Genomic DNA, 17,521 nt, shown 5'->3' on the forward strand with positions numbered 1-17,521 from the left:
TGGACTGACTGGTGGACGACCACGGGGCACGCGCACAGCTCAGAGCTAGAGCGCGAGCAGCTCCTTGGTCGTGATGGTGAGTAGCTCGGGTCCGCCGTCCGCCTCGGGGCGCACGACGAGCGTGTCATCGATCCGGACCCCGCCCCTGCCGGGGAGGTGAACCCCCGGTTCGACGGTGACCGGCACGCAAGCGTCCAGTTTACCCATGGCCGCGGGCGCCAACTGCGGGTCCTCGTCGATTTCGAGCCCCACGCCGTGGCCGGACAGCGGAGCGAGCCCGTCCGCGTACCCCGCGGAGTCCAGGACCTGCCGCGCCGCGTGGTCCACGTCCCGGTAGGCGGCACCCGGCTTCAGGGCCTCGCGCCCGGCCCGCTGCGCCGCGAAGACCAGGTCGTACAGCTCGATCTGCCAGTCGGCGGGCGAGGTCCCGATGACGAACGTACGGCCGATCTCACAGCGGTAGCCGCGGTAGTTCGCGCCCAGGCACACGGAGAGGAAGTCGCCCTCCTCGACCCGCCGGTCGGACGGGCGGTGCCGGCCGCGCCCCGAGTTCGGGCCGGTGCCGACGGAGGTCGGGAAGGCGGGTCCGTCGGCGCCGTGGTCGACGAGGCGGCGCTCCAGCTCCAGGGCGAGATGCCGCTCGGTCCGCCCCACCAGGATCGATTCGAGGAGCTCCCCCAGGGCCTGGTCGGCGATCTCCGCCGCGATGCGCAGACAGGAGATCTCCTCCTCGTCCTTGACCAGCCGCAGCTGCTCGACCGCCTTGCCCAGGTCCATGAGGCGCAGCCGGGCCGCGACCGAGTCCAGGGCGCGGTGGCGCGCGACGGTCAGATGGTGCTCCTCCACGGCGAGGGACTCGATGCCCCGCGTGGCCGCGAGGTCGGCGCCCGCCACGGCGGCGTCTCCTCCCGGCGTCTGCAGGAGCTGCACGCGCAGCGACTCGTCGGGCCGCCCCTCGCCCTGCTCGGCGCCGGGCGGGCGCGTGCACAGGAGCAGATCGTCGTCGCCGCCGCGCCCCAGCAGGACCACGGCGCCGTGGGGCGCCGCACCCGCGAGATAGCGGACGTTGGCCGGGCGGGAGACCAGGGCCGACGCCGCTCCGCCGGCCGTGCACTGTTCCCTCAGCCGCTCCCTGCGCGCCGCATACACCTCTGACATGGGGCGAGCCTATGAGCGCCGGCGGGGCGCGGCCGCTTCAGCGCGTCCGACCGGGCGTCAGGGACGTCTGTGCTAGGGGGTGCCGGGCCGGAGAGTGCCCCGGCTAAACCGTTCCTGCCGGGTTGGCGGCTACCACTGGGGCGGGCTGGCGATGGAGCGGGCCAGCACGTCGTCCAGGACGCGGGCGGTGGCGGGCACGTCCAGCTGGGAGTTGTCGATGATGGGGAGCCCGGAGCCGTACCAGCCGGCCATCCGGCCGTGGATGCGGGCCACTTCCTCGTCGGTGAGGCGGCGGTTGCCGCTGCGCTGGGCGTTGCGCTCCAGGACGATCTCGAGCCCCGGCAGCAGCACGACGGGCAGCAGCCCCGGCCCCACGTGCCGCTTCCAGCCACCGAGCCCGACGACCGGCCGGTCCGGGAAGACGGCGTCGTCGAGGATGCACGAGATGCCGTTGGCCAGGAAGTTGCGCGCGGCGAAGCCACAGGTGCGGCGGGCCAGGCGGTACTGGGCCTCGGAGTTGTCGTTCCAGCCGGACTGGGGGTCGGCGAAGCCGGAGCGCACCCACTCCCGTACGTCGTCGAGGCTGATGTGCGCGGTCGGCACCCTGCGGTGCTCGGCCCAGAACTTGGCGACGCTCGTCTTGCCCGCGCCCGCGGGGCCGATGAGGAGCACGGCGAGCGTGGTGGCGCCGGTGTCGGCCTGGGCCAGTCCGGGCGGCGGGCTCGGCACGGCGACCGGGCCGCCGGGCGGGAGTTGGACGTGTCCCGTGGTGTCCGGGGTCGGCGGGATCTGCGCGTGCGGGGGCACCGGAGCGTGCTGTGCGGGGGCGGCCGGGCCCATGGGGGCGCCCGCGAAGCCGGGTGCGGGGCCCGGGGCCGGAGCGCCGGGGTGGTGCGCTGCCGGGGACCAGGCGGTGGCCGGTCCGTGCCCCGGCTGAGGGGGCGGCGGCAACGGAGACCCCACTGCGTGCTGCATCCGGTGCCACTCCGTCTCGTACGTCTGACGCTGGTCGGGCGGCCGGGGCCGCCTGCGTACTGAACGGTACCTGCCCCGGCCGACGTTGTGTGAACGGCCGGGGCGGCCACGGGGTGCCCGTGGCTTGTTTATTACCAAGCGGTACTCGGTGTCATCACTCGCCTACTTCTCCGTACGCGGCGAGCAGCACCGCCGGGTCCGGACCCTCCAGGACCGTGGGCTTGGCCAGGCCGTCCAGGACGATGAAGCGCAGCAGGTCGCCGCGGGACTTCTTGTCGACCTTCATGGTCTCCAGGAGCTTGGGCCACTGGTCGTAGCGGTAGCTCAGGGGCAGGCCGACGGACTCCAGGACGGTGCGGTGGCGGTCGGCCGTCGCATCGTCCAACCGCCCGGCGAGGCGGCCGAGTTCGGCCGCGAAGTGCATGCCGACGGCGACGGCGGCGCCGTGGCGCCACTTGTAGCGCTCGTTCTTCTCGATGGCGTGCGCCAGCGTGTGCCCGTAGTTGAGGATCTCGCGGCGGCCCGACTCCTTGAGGTCGCCGGAGACGACCTCGGCCTTGACCTTGATGGAGCGCTCGATGAGCTCCGCAGTGTGCGGGCCCGCCGGGGTGCGGGCGGCCTCGGGGTCGGCCTCGATGAGGTCGAGGATCACCGGGTCGGCGATGAAGCCGGCCTTGATGATCTCCGCGAGCCCGGACACGTAGTCGTTCACCGCGAGCGAGTCCAGGGCGGCCAGGTCGCACAGCACGCCCGCGGGCGGGTGGAAGGAGCCGACGAGGTTCTTGCCCTCGGCGGTGTTGATGCCGGTCTTGCCGCCGACCGCGGCGTCCACCATGGCGAGCACCGTCGTCGGTACGGCGATCCAGCGCACCCCGCGCAGCCAGGTCGCCGCCACGAACCCGGCGAGGTCGGTGGTGGCGCCGCCACCCACGCCGACGATGACGTCGGTGCGGGTGAAGCCGGACTGCCCGAGCGCCTTCCAGCAGTACGCCGCGACCTCGGCCGTCTTGGCCTCCTCGGCGTTGGGCACCTGGATGGCGACGGCCTCGAAGCCCTGCTCGGCGAGGTCGGCACGGAGCGCGTCACCGGTCTCGGCGAGCGCCTCCGGGTGGATCACGGCGACGCGCTTGGCCTGCTTGCCGATCAACGCGCCCAGCTCGCCGAGGAGTTGGCGCCCGACGAGGACCTCGTACGGGTCGGTTCCGGCCGTCCCGCCGACCTGGATGCGGGTGGGCGTCTGCTCCGTCATGCCTGCTTCAACTCCAGTGCGTCGAGGACCGCCTGGGCGACCTCTTCGGGGGTGCGCTCGTCGGTGGCGACGACGACGCGCGCGACTTCGGTGTACAGGTGGCGGCGGGCCTCCATCAGCTCGCGCCACTGCTTGCGCGGGTTCCCGACCAGCAGGGGCCGCGCCTGGTTGAGGCCGGTGCGCTTGACGGCCTCCTCGACGTCCATCGAGAGATAGACGACGGGCAGCGGGGCGAGCAGCGCGCGGGTCCCCTCGTCGAGGATCGCGCCGCCGCCCAGGGCGAGGACCCCGTCGTGCTCGGCGACGGCGGCGCGCACCGCGGCCCGCTCGAGGTCACGGAAGAAGGGCTCGCCCTCGTCGACGAAGATCTCCGAGATCTCCCGGCCCTGCGCGGCCACGATGTCGGCGTCGGTGTCCCGGTAGCCGCAGCCGAGCCGCTCGGCGAGCAGCCCGCCCACCGTCGACTTGCCCACGCCCATGGGCCCGACGAGCACGACCAGCGGGCCGCCGTCCGCCCCGCCGCTCACCGGTACTGCAGGTTGTCGAGGTACGAGGCCACGTTGCGCCGCGTCTCGGGCACGCTGTCGCCGCCGAACTTCTCGGCGACCGCGTCGGCCAGGACGAGGGCGACCATCGCCTCGGCGACGATGCCCGCGGCCGGGACCGCGCACACGTCAGAGCGCTGGTGGTGCGCCTTCGCGGCCTCGCCGGTGGCCACGTCGATGGTGGCCAGGGCGCGCGGCACCGTCGCGATGGGCTTCATCGCGGCGCGCACGCGCAGCAGTTCACCGGTGGTCAGCCCGCCCTCGGTGCCGCCGGAACGGCCGGAGGTGCGCCTGATGCCGTCCTCGGTGGTGACGATCTCGTCGTGGGCCTTGGAGCCCGGCACCCGCGCGAGGTCGAAGCCGTCGCCGACCTCGACTCCCTTGATGGCCTGGATGCCCATGAGGGCGGCGGCCAGGCGGGCGTCCAGACGCCGGTCCCAGTGCACGTGCGAGCCGAGGCCCACCGGCACCCCGTACGCGAGGACCTCGACCACACCGCCCAGGGTGTCGCCGTCCTTGTGGGCCTGGTCGATCTCGGCGACCATCGCCTTGCTCGCGTCGGCGTCCAGGCAGCGGACCGGGTCCGCGTCCAGCTTCTCGACGTCGGCGGGGGTCGGGTAGACGCCGTAGGGGGCCTTGGCGCTCGCCAGCTCCGTCACATGGCTGACGATCTCGATCCCGGCCGTCTCCTTCAGGTAGGAGCGGGCCACGGCACCGAGGGCGACCCGGGCCGCGGTCTCCCGGGCGGAGGCGCGCTCCAGGACCGGACGGGCCTCGTCGAAGCCGTACTTCTGCATGCCCGCGAGGTCGGCGTGGCCGGGCCGGGGGCGGGTCAGCGGGGCGTTGCGGGCCACGTCCTTGAGCACGTCGGGGTCGACCGGGTCGGCCGCCATGACCTGCTCCCACTTGGGCCACTCGGTGTTGCCCACCATGATCGCGACCGGGGAGCCCATGGTCAGGCCGTGGCGCACGCCGCCGAGGAAGGTGACCTCGTCACGCTCGAACTTCATCCGGGCGCCGCGGCCGTAGCCGAGGCGGCGCCGGGCCAGGTGATCCGCCACCATGTCGGTGGTGATCGGGACGCCGGCGGGAAGTCCCTCCAGCGTCGCGACAAGTGCGGGTCCGTGGGACTCCCCCGCCGTCAGCCAACGCAACCTGCTCAACGGTGCTCCTCCTGCTCGCGCCCGGCACTGCTTGTGGCGCGACCGGGTGCGCGGCCCCGGCCCGCCTTGCCCCTAGATCCTCCCACGACTGGACGGCTGTCCTGGTCGCCGGTCCACTGGGCGGACGGCCGGACGGACCGGATGTGCCGCGCGAAAGCCCGAGTGAGCGAAGCGCACTCAGCGGGCGGCGAGCGCCTGCTCCCCCGCCGCCCGCATCGCCGAGAGCGGCGCGGTGGGGACCCCCGTCATCTGCTCGACCTGGAGTACCGCCTGGTGCACGAGGAGGTCGAGCCCGCTGACGACGGCACCTCCGTACGCCGACCAGCGGGCCGCGAGCGCGGTGGGCCACGGGTCGTACAGCACGTCGAAGAGGGTCAGGGGGCGCTCCGGGACCGCGGCCGCGAGGGCGTCGGTGGTGCCGGACGGGGTCGTGGCGATCACCAGCGGGGCGGTGAGGGCCTGCTCGGCGTCCGCCCAGTCGGCGGTGCGGACCTCCACGTCGAGCCGTTCGCCCCACTGCCGCATCTCGGCGGCGCGCTCGGCACTGCGTACATAGGCGACGACCTCCCCCGTGCAGATCCGGGCGAGCGCGGCCAGGGCGGACGAGGCGGTGGCTCCGGCGCCCAGGATCGCGGCGGACTCGACCTCCTCGATGCCGCGCTCGCGCAGCGCGGCGACCATGCCGGGGATGTCGGTGTTGTCGCCGACACGGCGCCCGTCGTCGGTGAACACGACGGTGTTGACCGCCTCGACGGAGGCCGCCGTCTCGGTGACCTCGTCGACCAGGGGGATCACCGCCCGCTTGAGCGGCATCGTCAGCGAGAGCCCCGCCCACTCGGGCCCGAGCCCGCCGAGAAAGCCGGGCAGGGCCTCCTCGTCGACCTCGAACCGGTCGTACGACCAGTCGTCCAGCCCCAACTCCCCGTACGCGGCGCGGTGCAGCACCGGGGAGAGGGAATGCGCGATCGGTGAGCCGAGCACGGCGGCCCGGTTCTTGGACTGGCTCATCCCCCGTTCTGCTCCTCTTCGTATTTCTTGCGGTTCCGGTTCTGCTCTTCATTCGTCTCCGCGAAGAGCGTCTTGTCCTCGCTGACCGAGACGAAGTAGTACCAATTTCCCTTGGCCGGGTTGAGCGCCGACTTGATGGCCTCTTCGCCGGGGTTGCTGATCGGTCCGGGCGGCAGGCCCTTGATCTTGTACGTGTTGTACGGGTCGTCGACCTTGCGGAGTTCGTCGACGGAGCCGAGCCCCAGTTTCGACGTGCCCTTCAGGTAGTTCACCGTCGAGTCGAAGTCCAGGAGACCGTACGTCTCGGTGTTGTTGGGCTTCAGGCGGTTGTAGACGACGCGGGCGACCTTGTCGAAGTCGTGCTTGTACTTGCCCTCTGCCTGGACGAGGCTCGCGACGGTGACGAGCTGCAGCGGGTTCTTCAGATGCAGGTCCGCGGCCTGCTTGGCGACGCCCAACTCGTCGTATTCCTGGGCGGCTTGGGCGACCATCTTCTTCAGGACGGCCTCGGGCTTCTGGCCCTTGGCGACCGGGTAGGTGCCCGGGTAGAGGAAGCCTTCGAGGTGGTCCTTGACGTCCTCGCCCATGTTGCTGGTCGCCCAGTCCGGAAGGCCGAGGCTCTTCCATTCCTTTTCGGCGACCTTCTTCGTGGAGCCCTCGGACAGTTCGAGGCGCGCGTCGATCAGCTTGTACACCGAGGCGTTTCGGCTGCCCGGCGCCACGATGAGATTGCTCTGGCTCTTCGGGCTGAGCATCAATTCGACGGCGGACTTCGCCGACATCTGTTTCTTGAGCGTATAGACGCCCGCCTGAATGGACTGACCGTCCGGATTCTGTTTCTGCGCGGAGACAAAGGCATCGACGCTCTTCACCACTCCGGCGTCCTTCAGGGCCTGGCCGATCGCATAGCCGCCGGAACCCTTGAGGATTTCCACGGTGGCCTGACCGGTTCCGTCGCCCGCATAGTCCGGGGCACTGCCGAAACGATCCTGGTAGAACTGATAGCCGAAATAGCCGACGCCGCCGAGACCGCCCGCGAAGACCAGGGTCACGACGAGACAGGCGCAGCCGCTGCGGCGCTTCTTCGGCTTGCGGCCGCCGCGCCCCCGCCGATCTCCCCCGCCGCGCCGGCTGCGCGACTCGTCGTCGTAGTCGTCCTCGTCGTCGTTACCGCCCGCGAAGAAGGCGTGCTCGCCCTGGTCGGGGCCCGGGTCCCAGTCCGTCTCCGGCTCCGGTTCGGGGGCCGGGCGGCGACGGCTCGGGGGCTCGGGCGGCGGGTAGGCGTCGGGCGTCCCGTAGTAGTCGGCGCCGTCTGCGGGGTAGCCGCCGGGGTGGCCCCCGTACGGGTCCACCGGGTCACCGCCGTAGGGGACCTGGCCGTGCTGGCCGGTGTCCCAGCCGCCGCCGTGGCCGCCGGCGTACTGCTGCTGCCCATAGCCCTGCGGCTGTTGCGGGTGTTGCTGTCCGTAGCCCTGCTGCTGTCCGGTGGTCCAGTCGTCGTACTGCGCCTGCTGAGGGTGATGCGGCTGCTGAGGATGATGCGGCTGCTGCGGGTGGTACTGCCCCTGGCCGCCGTAGGGGGGCTGGCCGCCGACGGCCTGCTGCCCTCCCCATCCGCCGTCCCCGTACAACGGGTCCTCCGGATGCCACGGTTCGGAGCCTGGGCCCCGGCCATACTCAGTCATCGATCCCCTACGAGCCGCGAGGCGGGGGCCGCTGTCTGGATTCCAGGGCAACCGATCCGCCTCTTGATGCTGTGCGGCAGCTGTTCGAACGCCGCCGCATCGCGCGGAACGTTACCGTATCGCGATCAGATGACCACTTCGACGCCCTCGCCCGGAGCTTTGCCTGACGCCCGTTCGGACTCCAATGCCTGCTGAAGGATGATGACGGCGGCCGCCTGATCAATGACAGACCTGCCCTTTTTGGACTTCACGCCGGAGGCGCGCAGCCCCTGACTGGCCGTCACTGTGGTCATCCTCTCGTCCACGAGCCTCACCGGAACGGGTGCGATTCCAGCCGCGAGCTCCTGGGCGAAGCCCCGTACCTTGACGGCGGCCGGGCCCTCGCCCCCCTTGAGGGAGCGAGGGAGTCCGACGACGACCTCGATCGGCTCGTACTCCTCGACGAGTTGGCGGAGGCGGCGGTGGGCGGCCGGGACGTCGCGCCCCGGCACGGTCTCCACCGGCGTCGCGAGGATCCCGTCGGGGTCGCACGAGGCGACCCCGATGCGGGCGTCACCGACGTCGACCGCCAGGCGGCGGCCCCGGCGGATGCCGTTCGCGTCGGCCATCAGGCGGTCTCGGTGACCAGGCGCTCGACGGCGGCGATGGCGTCGCCGATCGCGGCCGGGTTCTGGCCGCCGCCCTGGGCGACGTCCGGCTTGCCGCCGCCTCCGCCGCCGAGGGTCTTGGCGGCCGTGCGGACCAGGTCGCCGGCCTTGAGGCCGCGCTCGCGGGCGGACTCGTTCGTCGCGATGACCGTCAGCGGCTTGCCGTTGACCGTCGAGAACACGGCGACGACCGCGGGACGGTCGCCCGGGATGCGGCCGCGCACGTCGAGGACCAGCTTGCGCAGGTCGTCGGCGCCCGTGCCGTCCGGCACCTGGCCGGTGACCAGGGCCACGCCGCGTACGTCCTTGGCGCCCTGGGCGAGACCGGCGGCGGCCTGCAGGACCTTCTCCGCGCGGAACTTCTCGATCTCCTTCTCGGCGTCCTTCAGCTTGGCGAGCATGCCGGAGATCTTCTCGGGGAGCTCCTCGGGACGGCCCTTGACCAGCTCCTGGAGCTGGGCGACGACCGTGTGCTCCTTGGCGAGGAAGTGGTAGGCGTCGACGCCGACCAGGGCCTCGATGCGGCGCACGCCGGAGCCGATGGAGGACTCGCCGAGCAGCTTCACCAGGCCGAGCTGGGCGGTGTTGTGCACGTGCGTGCCGCCGCACAGCTCCTTGGAGAAGTCGCCGATGGTCACGACGCGCACGCGCTCGCCGTACTTCTCGCCGAACTCCGCGATGGCGCCCTGCTTCTTGGCCTCGTCGATGCTCATGACCTCGGCCTGGACGTCCAGTTCGCGGGCCAGGACCTCGTTGATCTTCTGCTCGACGTCCGACATCACGGCCGTGGGCACGGCCGACGGGGAGCCGAAGTCGAAGCGGAACCGGCCCGGCTGGTTCTCCGAACCGGCCTGCGCGGCCGTCGGGCCGAGGGCGTCGCGCAGCGCCTGGTGCGTGAGGTGCGTGGCCGAGTGGGCGCGGGCGATGGCGCGGCGGCGGTGGGAGTCGATCGTGGCCCAGACCGGGGCGCCGACCGTGATCTCGCCGACCTGGACGACGCCCTTGTGGACGTGCACGCCGGGCACCGGCTTCTGCACGTCGCGGACCTCGACGACGGCGCCGCTGTCGGTGCGGACGCGGCCGGTGTCGCCGATCTGGCCGCCGCCCTCCGCGTAGAACGGGGTGCGGTCCAGGACGAGTTCGACCTCGTCGCCCTCGGTGGCGGCGGGCGAGGGGACTCCGTTGACCAGGAGGCCGACGATCGTGGCCTCGTTCTCCGTGAGGGTGTAGCCGGTGAAGTCCGTGGCGCCGGAGTTGTCGGCGATCTCGCGGTAGGCGTGCAGGTCGGCGTGGCCGGTCTTCTTGGCCTGGGCGTCGGCCTTGGCGCGCTCCCGCTGCTCCTTCATCAGGCGCCTGAAGCCGTCCTCATCCACCGAAAGGCCCTGCTCGGCGGCCATTTCGAGGGTGAGGTCGATCGGGAAGCCCCAGGTGTCGTGGAGCAGGAACGCCTTGTCGCCGGAGAGGACGGTGCCCCCGGCGGCCTTGGTCTCCGTGACCGCGGTGTCGAGGATGTTCGTGCCGCCCTTGATGGCCTTGAGGAAGGCGGCCTCCTCGGCGAGGGCGACGGTCTCGATGCGCTTGCGGTCGGTCTCCAGCTCCGGGTACTGCTGGCCCATCGACTTGATGACCGTGTCGACGAGTTCGAGGACGACCGGGCCGGTGGCGCCGAGGAGGCGCATGTTGCGGACGGCGCGGCGCATGATGCGGCGGAGCACGTAGCCGCGGCCCTCGTTGCCCGGCGTGACGCCGTCGCCGATGAGCATCACCGACGTCCGCATGTGGTCGGCGACCACGCGCAGGGAGACGTCCGAGCCGTGCTCGGCGCCGTAGCGCACGCCGGTCAGCTCGGTGGCCTTGTCCATGACGACGCGCAGGGTGTCGGTCTCGTACATGTTCTGCACGCCCTGCAGGATCATGGCGAGGCGCTCGAGGCCGAGACCGGTGTCGATGTTCTTGCTCGGCAGCTCGCCGAGGATCTCGAAGTCCTCCTTCGAGGTGCCCTCGCCGCGCTCGTACTGCATGAAGACGAGGTTCCAGATCTCCACGTAGCGCTCGTCGTTGACGGCCGGGCCGCCCTCGACGCCGAACTCGGGGCCGCGGTCGTAGTTGATCTCGGAGCAGGGGCCGCAGGGTCCGGGCACGCCCATGGACCAGTAGTTGTCCTTCTTGCCCAGGCGCTGGATGCGCTCGGCCGGGACGCCGACCTTCTCGCGCCAGATGCGCTCGGCCTCGTCGTCGTCGAGGTAGACGGTGACCCAGAGGCGCTCCGGGTCCAGGCCGAAGCCGCCCTTGTCCTGGGGCGTGGTGAGCAGCTCCCAGGCGTAGGTGATGGCGCCTTCCTTGAAGTAGTCGCCGAAGGAGAAGTTGCCGCACATCTGGAAGAACGTGCCGTGGCGCGTGGTCTTGCCGACCTCTTCGATGTCGGGCGTGCGCACACACTTCTGGACGCTGGTGGCGCGGTCGAACTCCGGCTTGACCTCACCGAGGAAGTACGGCTTGAAGGGCACCATGCCCGCGGGGACCAGCAGGAGAGTCGGGTCGTCCGCGATGAGCGACGCCGAAGGGACGACGGTGTGACCGCGCTCCTCGAAGAAGCTCAGCCAGCGGCGGCGAATTTCAGCCGACTCCATTAGTGGTCCTCATTCCGGTTGTACGAGTACGTCGTGTTCTCGAGGTACTTCGTGTGCTTGGTGCTGTGGTTCTCGATCGCGGCGAAGCGGCGCTGCGCGGGGAGTTCGGGCTGCTCGTCCAGGCCGAGGGCCTCGCCGAGTTCGGCCTCGCGCTCGGCCATGCCGTCGCGGACGTCCAGCGCGAAGTCCTTGAGCCGGTGGCCCGCTTCGATCGCCTTGTTCGCCGCCTGCGCGGCCAGGCTCTCCGGGGTCAGCTGCTTGAGCTTGCGGTTGACCTTCGTGGTCGCCCAGACGCCGGCGGCGGCGCCCGCGGTGAACCAGAACGTACGGCGGAACATCGCTGCCTCAGGCTCTCTTTCCCCGGTTGTTCTCCCGCTTGCTCCGCTTCGACTTGCGTGCGGCCGGGACGGTGCGGCCCACGATCACCGTACGACGGGACGGCTTGGCGGGCACTTCTTTTCCTTCGGGCCCCGACTTGCGACCGAGGGCCCGGCGCACTCCGTAGCCGAACGCGGCCACCTTGACGAGGGGGCCGCCGAAGGTGGAGGCGACCGTCGTGGAGAGCGCCGACGCGTTCGACGTGACTTCCTGGACGTCCGAGGCGATGGCGTCGACGCGGTCGATCTGGGTCTGCGCGGAGCGGACCGCCGTCGAGGCGTCGGCCAGGAGCGGGACGGCCTGCTCGGTCACGTCCGCCACCAGCCTCGTGGTCGCCTTGAGCGTCTGGGCCAGCCTCACGAGCGCCACCGCGAGGAAGGAGACCAGGATCGCCCAGAAGACGGCCACCAGGATCCCGGCCACCTCTCCACCGGACACTCGGCACCGCTCCCTGAATCGTCCCTGAACATCGAACCTGAACATCGAAAAGTCGTCCCCCGACCCTATCGCGCCGGGCCTGCCGCTCCGTACCGCATTAGGGGTCGCTGGTGCGGGAGTTGTGAGAAGTGATTGTACGGAGTGCTTACGCATGAGTACGCTCCGTACCCCATGCGACGCCCTCAGCGCCCCGGCAACGGCCGAAACGATGTCTCCAGCCCCGCACCCGCCCCCACCACCTCTCTCGGGGACCCCCACGAGGGCGCCCCGCAGGAGGACTTAACACCCGCCCCGGGCAACCTCCCGCCCGAGCTCACCTCCTTCGTCGGACGCAGCGCCGAACTCGCCGAACTCGCGGCCGCGTTGGCCGCCCGGCGCCTGGTGACCGTGACCGGGGTCGGCGGCGTCGGGAAGTCCCGGTTCGCCGTGCGGGCGGCCGCCGGGGTGGAGTGCGCCGACGGCGTCTGGCTGGTGGAGCTGGCCGCGGTGCGCGACCCGGACCTGGTGGACCACGCCGTCGCCGAGGCCCTGCGCCTGACCGACCACACCAGCAGGGCGCCCCGCCGGGTGCTGCTCGACCACGTCGCCGACCGCGAACTCCTGCTCGTCCTGGACGGGTTCGAGCATCTCGTCGGCACCTGCGCCTCGCTCGTGCGGGATCTGCTGCGGCACTCCCGCGGGCTGAAGGTCCTCGCGGTCGGGCGCCGCCCGCTCGACCTCGAGGGGGAACGTCTCTTCCCGCTCGCCCCACTGCCCGCCCACGACGCGATCACTCTCTTCGAGGACCGTGCGACGGCGGGTCTGCCCGGCTTCGCCGTCGACGACGGACACCGCGCGGACGTGGTGGAGCTGTGCGACCGGCTCGACGGGATCCCCCTGGCGCTCGAGCTGGCGGCGGGACGGCTGCGGGCGCTGTCGCCGGGGCAGCTGGTCGCCCGGCTCGACGACCGCTTCGGGCTGCTCTCGGGCACCCGCCGCGACGCCCTGCCCCGCCACCAGACCCTGCGCACGGCGATCGGCTGGAGCCACGAGCTGTGCACCCCGCGCGAGCGGCTGCTGTGGGCGCGGCTCTCGGTGTTCTCGGGCCCCTTCGACCTGGAGGCCGCGGAGTATGTGTGCGGCGGCGACGGGGTGCACGCCGACGACGTCCTGGACGTGCTGAGCGAGCTGCTCGCCCAGTCCGTCGTGGGCCGCGAGGAGGGCCCCGGCGGGGCGCGCTTCCGGATGCTCGACACCGTCAGGGCGTACGGGGCCGAGTGGCTGGAGGCGCTCGGGGACACCGAGCGGATGCGGCGCCGCCACCGCGACTGGTACATGGGGCTCGCCACCTGGTGCGAGCTGGACTGGTTCTCGCCCCGGCAGGCCGAGGTCGCCGCCCTCATCGAGGGGGAACTGCCCAATCTGCGGGCCGCGTTGGAGTTCTGTCTGACCGGCCCGGACGAGGCCCGGATCGGCCAGTACCTCGCGGGCACGCTCTGGTTCTACTGGGTCGGCTGCGGGCGCCTGGCGGAGGGGCGGCACTGGCTCGGGCGGGCCCTCGAGCTCGACGGCGGCCATGACGACGCGCGCCTGAAGGCGCTGTGGGTGCTCGGATACGTGGCGGTCCTGCAGGGCGACACGGTCGCGGCGCTCTCCGCGCTGCAGGAGTGCAAGGACGAGGCGGAGCGCACCGAAAGCCCGCTCGCCTCGGCCTACGCGGTGCACCGGATCGGCTGCCTGGCCCTCGTCACCGACGACATGCCCCGCGCGGAGCGGCTCCTGCGCGACGCCATGGAGCAGTACCAGCAGATCGGCGAGCTCAACAGCAACGTCCTGATGGGCCAGGTCGAGCTGGCCATGGCCCTCGCCTTCCAGGGCTCGCTCGAAGCCGCGGTGGAGCTGTGCGAGGATGTGCGCCGGGTCTGCGAGGACCACGGGGAGCGCTGGGCCCTCGCGTACGCCCTCTATGTCCTGGGCTACGCCGCCTGGACCCGCGGTGAGGCGGAGACCGCGCGCGAGCTGCTCGTGCGCTGCCTCGGCCTGGACCACGCCTTCAACGATCTGCTCGGCACGGTCCTGGCCATGGAGCTGCTCGCCCTGTTCACGGCGGCGGAGGGCGACGCGGAGGAGGCGGCGGTGCTGCAGGGCGCGGCCTCGCGCATCTGGCCGTCGGTGGGGCTGCCGCTGTTCGGCTCGGGCTTCTTCGGCGGCCCGCACGCCCTGTGCGAGACCCAGGCCCGCGAGGCGCTCGGCGACGCCCGGTACGAGGAGTGCGCACGGGCCGGGGCCCGGCTCGGCACGGACGCGGCGGTGGCCCGGGCGCTCGGACAGGTCCCCGAGAACGAGCGAACCCGCCGCCTTGCCCACCACGAAGGGCGGGAAGGCGACGGGCTGAAGCAGGGAGAGCTACGTCCGGGTCAGCGGGCGTAGTACTCGACGACGAGCTGCTCGTCGCAGATCACGGGGATCTCCTTGCGGTTCGGCTCGCGGTCCAGGCGGAAGGCCAGGGCCTTCAGGTTCACCTGGAGGTAGCGCGGCGTCTCGCCCTCGGGGGCGAAGCCACCCTCGCGGGAGACCTGGAAGAGGGTCTTCTCGCGGGAGCGCTCACGGACCATGACGACGTCGTCCGGCTTGACGCGGAAGGACGGCTTGTCGACCTTCTGGCCGTTGACCTCGATGTGACCGTGCACGACCATCTGGCGGGCCTGGTAGATCGTGCGGGCGATGCCCGAACGCAGAACCAGGGCGTCGAGACGACGCTCCAGCTCGATGACCAGGGCCTCACCGGTCTTGCCCTGCGTCTTGGCGGCACGCTCGTAGGCGCGGACGAGCTGGCGCTCGGACACGTCGTACTGCGCGCGCAGACGCTGCTTCTCGAGCAGACGGACCTTGTAGTCCGAGTTCTGCTTGCGCCCACGGCCGTGCTCGCCCGGCGGGTAGGGGCGGGCCTCGAAGTACTTGACGGCCTTCGGGGTCAGCGCGATGCCGAGGGCACGCGACTTCTTGACCTTGGGGCGGGACTGGTTCGGCATGAACCAACCTCTCTGTTCTCAGTGAATTCGGCTTCACCAGTGGTTAGGGGAGGTCGCAATCCGCAGCCTGGGAAACCTCATGAACCGTGGCTCATGGGGCAGCCGCTCCCTGGTCTGGGCACTATGTGCAGCACGCGAGTGGCCCACCGACCGATTCCCGGGGCTCCGAGATGGTGGTGGGCTGCCCGCGACACCTTCGACGGTGCGCGACGCTCCTGGATCCCCGGGCCTTGCGGCTGTGGGGTTCCGGCTGGATGTCCCGCTCTGGTGGTGCCGGTACGAGACCGGGCACGGGACGCAGCACTTCGGGCAAGTGTACCGGGTGGCTCGGGGTGCCTCAGCCGGGACCCGGACGGGCGCCTCAGCCGCAGCCGGCGAGCATGCCCTGGAGGGCGAGCTTCTCCGGGGCCGTGACCGTGAGGCGGTACTTGGCCTTGATGCCGGTCCAGCGGCGCGCGTACTCGCACCGGTATTCCTTGCGCGGCGGCTGCCACTTGTCCGGGGTCTGGCTGCTCTTCCGGTAGTTCGTCTCCTTGTCGGTGGCGAGCAGCACGTCCAGGTCGTTGGCGTACTTCAGGCGCTCGGCCGGGCTCCAGGCCCAGGCCCCGGCCCGCCAGGCGGCGCCCAGCGCGACCACGTGGTCGGTCTGGATCTGCGAGGCGCGGCGGTAGTAGTACGGCAGTTCCTTGCCGGTGTACGGGTCGTGCAGGGTGCCCGAGATCACCACGCAGGGGTTGCGGTCGCCCTCGCGCAGGTTCTTCAGGTCGCGGCGCAGGACGTCGTCGCGGGTGTCGCAGCCGTTGCGGCCGCCGGGGGCGTCGGTGTCGTCGCTCCAGCCCTCGCCGAACTCGGAGCGCTTGTACGTCTGCCAGTTCTTGCCCCACGCGACCGCCAGCTTCGCGAGCTGCTCGCGGGCCTGGGCGGGGGGCGGCGGGAAGCCGGGGCTGGCGAGGGGGACGGAGGACAGGGCGGGGGTGCGGGTGGGCTCGGCGCTCGCCTCGCGGGAGGTCGTGGGCGTGGCCTTCGGAGTGGCTTGCGGTGTGGCCTTGGCGGTGGCCTTCGGTGTGCCGAGGCGGGCGTCGGCGCGGTCCAGCTGGGGCGGCCGGCAGGCGGTGGCGGTGACCACGGCCAGCAGGAGCAGCGCCCCGGTGGCCCTGCCGACTGCTGTGCCCATGGCGCCGAGCGTAGGCGGGCCGGGGGCGGTGCGCCTCCGGGAGTCAGGCGCCGCCCGAGGGCTGCTCGCCCTTGAGGCGCTCGCGGACCCGCTCCACCACGTCCGCGTACCGGGACTCTGCCCCGTACCTCGTCGGCTGGTAGTAGCGCTTGCCCTCGATGGCGTCCGGCGCGTACTGCTGGGCCGCGATGCCGCCCGGCACGTCGTGCGGATACACATAGCCCTGGGCGTGGCCGAGCTTGGCGGCGCCCTTGTAGTGGCCGTCGCGCAGGTGGGGCGGGACGGGGCCCGCGAGGCCGCCGCGGACGTCGGCCTGGGCGTTCTGGATGGCGAGCGTCGCCGCGTTCGACTTCGGGGCCAGGGCCAGGGCGATCGTGGCGTGGCTGAGCGTGAGCGCCGCCTCCGGGAAGCCGATCATGGCGACGGCCTGGGCCGCGGCCACGGCGGTGGGCAGCGCCGTGGGGTCGGCGAGGCCGATGTCCTCGCTCGCGGAGATCATGAGGCGGCGGGCGATGAAGCGGGGGTCCTCGCCCGCCTCGATCATGCGGGCCAGGTAGTGCAGCGCCGCGTCCACGTCCGAGCCGCGGATGGACTTGATGAGGGCGCTGGCGACGTCGTAGTGCTGGTCCCCGGCCCGGTCGTACTTCACGGCCGCGCGGTCGACCGACTCCTCCAGGGTCTGGAGGGTGATCTCCTGCTCGCCCTTGGAGAGCGCGGCGCCGGCGCCCGCCTCCAGCGCGGTGAGCGCCCGCCGCGCGTCGCCGCCCGCGATGCGCAGGAGGTGCTCCTCGGCCTCGTCCGGCAGGGAGACGGCGCCGCCGAGGCCGCGCTCGTCGGTCAGCGCGCGGTGGAGCAGGCCGCGCAGGTCGTCATCCGTGAGCGGTTCGAGGGTGAGCAGGAGGGAGCGGGAGAGGAGGGGGGAGATCACCGAGAAGTACGGGTTCTCCGTCGTCGCCGCGATCAAGGTGACCCAGCGGTTCTCCACGGCCGGGAGCAGGGAGTCCTGCTGGGCCTTGCTGAAGCGGTGGATCTCGTCGAGGAAGAGGACGGTCTCCTTGCCGTGGCCGCCCATCGCCCGGCGCGCGCCGTCGATGACCGCGCGGACCTCCTTCACGCCCGCGGTGATCGCCGAGAGCTCCACGAAGCGCTTGTTGGTGGCCTTGGAGACCACGTACGCCAGGGTCGTCTTGCCGATTCCGGGAGGGCCCCACAGGAACACGGAGGAGGGCCCGGCGGGGCCGCCGCCGCCCTCCCCCACGAGGCGCCGCAGGGGCGAGCCCGGCTTCAACAGGTGCTGCTGGCCCACGACTTCGTCGAGCGTGCGCGGGCGCATCCGGACGGCCAGGGGGCTGCTGGACGGGTCCTTCTCCTGGCGGTCTTCGGCTGCGGCGGTGAACAGGTCGGGCTCCACGTCAAGAACCCTATGTCACCCCACTGACAATCCCGCCGGGAGGCGGTGA

The 17,521-nt window shown here is 71.8% G+C and carries 15 protein-coding genes; 1 reads left to right on the plus strand and 14 read right to left on the minus strand.

The features are described 5' to 3' along the window. Positions 1-45: 45 nt before the first annotated feature. The 11 genes from ACQB60_RS16570 to ACQB60_RS16620 form a co-directional block, all read right to left on the minus strand. The gene (locus ACQB60_RS16570; RefSeq protein WP_496926758.1) at positions 46-1,158 is read right to left on the minus strand and encodes an aminopeptidase P family protein; all 1,113 of its coding nucleotides are present in this window, start codon (positions 1,156-1,158) and stop codon (positions 46-48) included. Between the two features lie 129 nt (positions 1,159-1,287). Then, the gene (locus ACQB60_RS16575) at positions 1,288-2,133 is read right to left on the minus strand and encodes a Pro-rich N-terminal domain-containing protein (RefSeq protein WP_496926759.1); all 846 of its coding nucleotides are present in this window, start codon (positions 2,131-2,133) and stop codon (positions 1,288-1,290) included. Between the two features lie 154 nt (positions 2,134-2,287). After that, positions 2,288-3,382, minus strand: a complete 1,095-nt coding sequence (aroB, locus tag ACQB60_RS16580; RefSeq protein WP_384843435.1) for a 3-dehydroquinate synthase — start codon at positions 3,380-3,382, stop codon at positions 2,288-2,290. After that, complete coding sequence (locus ACQB60_RS16585; protein WP_384843458.1) at positions 3,379-3,861, minus strand: shikimate kinase; 483 nt, start codon at positions 3,859-3,861, stop codon at positions 3,379-3,381. The genes aroB and ACQB60_RS16585 overlap by 4 nt, the downstream gene beginning before the upstream one ends. Before the next feature lie 44 nt (positions 3,862-3,905). Beyond that, the gene (gene aroC, locus ACQB60_RS16590; RefSeq protein WP_496926760.1) at positions 3,906-5,090 is read right to left on the minus strand and encodes a chorismate synthase; all 1,185 of its coding nucleotides are present in this window, start codon (positions 5,088-5,090) and stop codon (positions 3,906-3,908) included. Positions 5,091-5,267: 177 nt separating this feature from the next. After that, a complete protein-coding gene (locus tag ACQB60_RS16595) occupies positions 5,268-6,098 on the minus strand; it encodes a shikimate dehydrogenase (protein ID WP_496926761.1) in 831 nt (276 codons plus the stop codon). Next, complete coding sequence (gene mltG / locus ACQB60_RS16600) at positions 6,095-7,783, minus strand: endolytic transglycosylase MltG (protein WP_496926762.1); 1,689 nt, start codon at positions 7,781-7,783, stop codon at positions 6,095-6,097. The genes ACQB60_RS16595 and mltG overlap by 4 nt, the downstream gene beginning before the upstream one ends. A 125-nt stretch (positions 7,784-7,908) precedes the next feature. After that, positions 7,909-8,373, minus strand: a complete 465-nt coding sequence (gene ruvX / locus ACQB60_RS16605) for a Holliday junction resolvase RuvX (RefSeq protein WP_496927097.1) — start codon at positions 8,371-8,373, stop codon at positions 7,909-7,911. A 17-nt stretch (positions 8,374-8,390) separates the two neighbouring features. Continuing rightward, positions 8,391-11,060 carry an alanine--tRNA ligase gene (alaS, locus tag ACQB60_RS16610; RefSeq protein ID WP_496926763.1) on the minus strand — a complete coding sequence of 890 codons (2,670 nt, stop codon included), beginning with the start codon at positions 11,058-11,060 and terminating at the stop codon, positions 8,391-8,393. Beyond that, positions 11,060-11,398: a DUF6167 family protein gene (locus tag ACQB60_RS16615; protein ID WP_496926764.1), complete on the minus strand. Its 339-nt coding sequence runs from the start codon at positions 11,396-11,398 to the stop codon at positions 11,060-11,062. The genes alaS and ACQB60_RS16615 overlap by 1 nt, the downstream gene beginning before the upstream one ends. Positions 11,399-11,405: 7 nt before the next feature. Further along, the gene (locus ACQB60_RS16620; RefSeq protein WP_496926765.1) at positions 11,406-11,876 is read right to left on the minus strand and encodes a DUF948 domain-containing protein; all 471 of its coding nucleotides are present in this window, start codon (positions 11,874-11,876) and stop codon (positions 11,406-11,408) included. Between the two features lie 171 nt (positions 11,877-12,047). On the opposite strand from ACQB60_RS16620, the gene ACQB60_RS16625 reads away from it, so the two are divergent. Beyond that, positions 12,048-14,285: an ATP-binding protein gene (locus tag ACQB60_RS16625; protein WP_496926766.1), complete on the plus strand. Its 2,238-nt coding sequence runs from the start codon at positions 12,048-12,050 to the stop codon at positions 14,283-14,285. Here the strand turns inward: ACQB60_RS16625 and rpsD are convergent. From rpsD to ACQB60_RS16640, 3 genes are all read right to left on the minus strand, one after another. Further along, on the minus strand, positions 14,273-14,887 hold the full coding sequence (rpsD, locus tag ACQB60_RS16630) for a 30S ribosomal protein S4 (protein WP_384843411.1): 615 nt from the start codon (positions 14,885-14,887) through the stop codon (positions 14,273-14,275). The two genes, ACQB60_RS16625 and rpsD, sit on opposite strands and share 13 nt — an antisense overlap. Positions 14,888-15,248: 361 nt before the next feature. Then, the gene (locus ACQB60_RS16635) at positions 15,249-16,061 is read right to left on the minus strand and encodes an HNH endonuclease family protein (RefSeq protein ID WP_496926767.1); all 813 of its coding nucleotides are present in this window, start codon (positions 16,059-16,061) and stop codon (positions 15,249-15,251) included. A gap of 43 nt (positions 16,062-16,104) precedes the next feature. Next, positions 16,105-17,472 (minus strand): replication-associated recombination protein A, encoded by a 1,368-nt coding sequence (locus ACQB60_RS16640; RefSeq protein WP_496926768.1) that lies wholly within the window; start codon positions 17,470-17,472, stop codon positions 16,105-16,107. Between the last annotated feature and the right edge of the window lie 49 nt (positions 17,473-17,521).

It is taken from the genome of Streptomyces odontotermitis (assembly GCF_050510915.1).
In the GTDB taxonomy this organism is placed as follows: domain Bacteria; phylum Actinomycetota; class Actinomycetes; order Streptomycetales; family Streptomycetaceae; genus Streptomyces.

What these genes read in the sequence shown, in the direction of transcription:
- ACQB60_RS16615 (WP_496926764.1), bottom strand. Translation starts at nt 11,398, where the DNA reads ATGTTCCGCCGTACGTTCTGGTTCACCGCGGGCGCCGCCGCCGGCGTC.
- alaS (WP_496926763.1), bottom strand. Translation starts at nt 11,060, where the DNA reads ATGGAGTCGGCTGAAATTCGCCGCCGCTGGCTGAGCTTCTTCGAGGAG.
- ACQB60_RS16575 (WP_496926759.1), bottom strand. Translation starts at nt 2,133, where the DNA reads ATGCAGCACGCAGTGGGGTCTCCGTTGCCGCCGCCCCCTCAGCCGGGG.
- ACQB60_RS16585 (WP_384843458.1), bottom strand. Translation starts at nt 3,861, where the DNA reads ATGGGCGTGGGCAAGTCGACGGTGGGCGGGCTGCTCGCCGAGCGGCTC.
- mltG (WP_496926762.1), bottom strand. Translation starts at nt 7,783, where the DNA reads ATGACTGAGTATGGCCGGGGCCCAGGCTCCGAACCGTGGCATCCGGAG.
- aroB (WP_384843435.1), bottom strand. Translation starts at nt 3,382, where the DNA reads ATGACGGAGCAGACGCCCACCCGCATCCAGGTCGGCGGGACGGCCGGA.
- ACQB60_RS16625 (WP_496926766.1), top strand. Translation starts at nt 12,048, where the DNA reads ATGCGACGCCCTCAGCGCCCCGGCAACGGCCGAAACGATGTCTCCAGC.
- ACQB60_RS16570 (WP_496926758.1), bottom strand. Translation starts at nt 1,158, where the DNA reads ATGTCAGAGGTGTATGCGGCGCGCAGGGAGCGGCTGAGGGAACAGTGC.
- ACQB60_RS16595 (WP_496926761.1), bottom strand. Translation starts at nt 6,098, where the DNA reads ATGAGCCAGTCCAAGAACCGGGCCGCCGTGCTCGGCTCACCGATCGCG.
- ACQB60_RS16635 (WP_496926767.1), bottom strand. Translation starts at nt 16,061, where the DNA reads ATGGGCACAGCAGTCGGCAGGGCCACCGGGGCGCTGCTCCTGCTGGCC.
- rpsD (WP_384843411.1), bottom strand. Translation starts at nt 14,887, where the DNA reads ATGCCGAACCAGTCCCGCCCCAAGGTCAAGAAGTCGCGTGCCCTCGGC.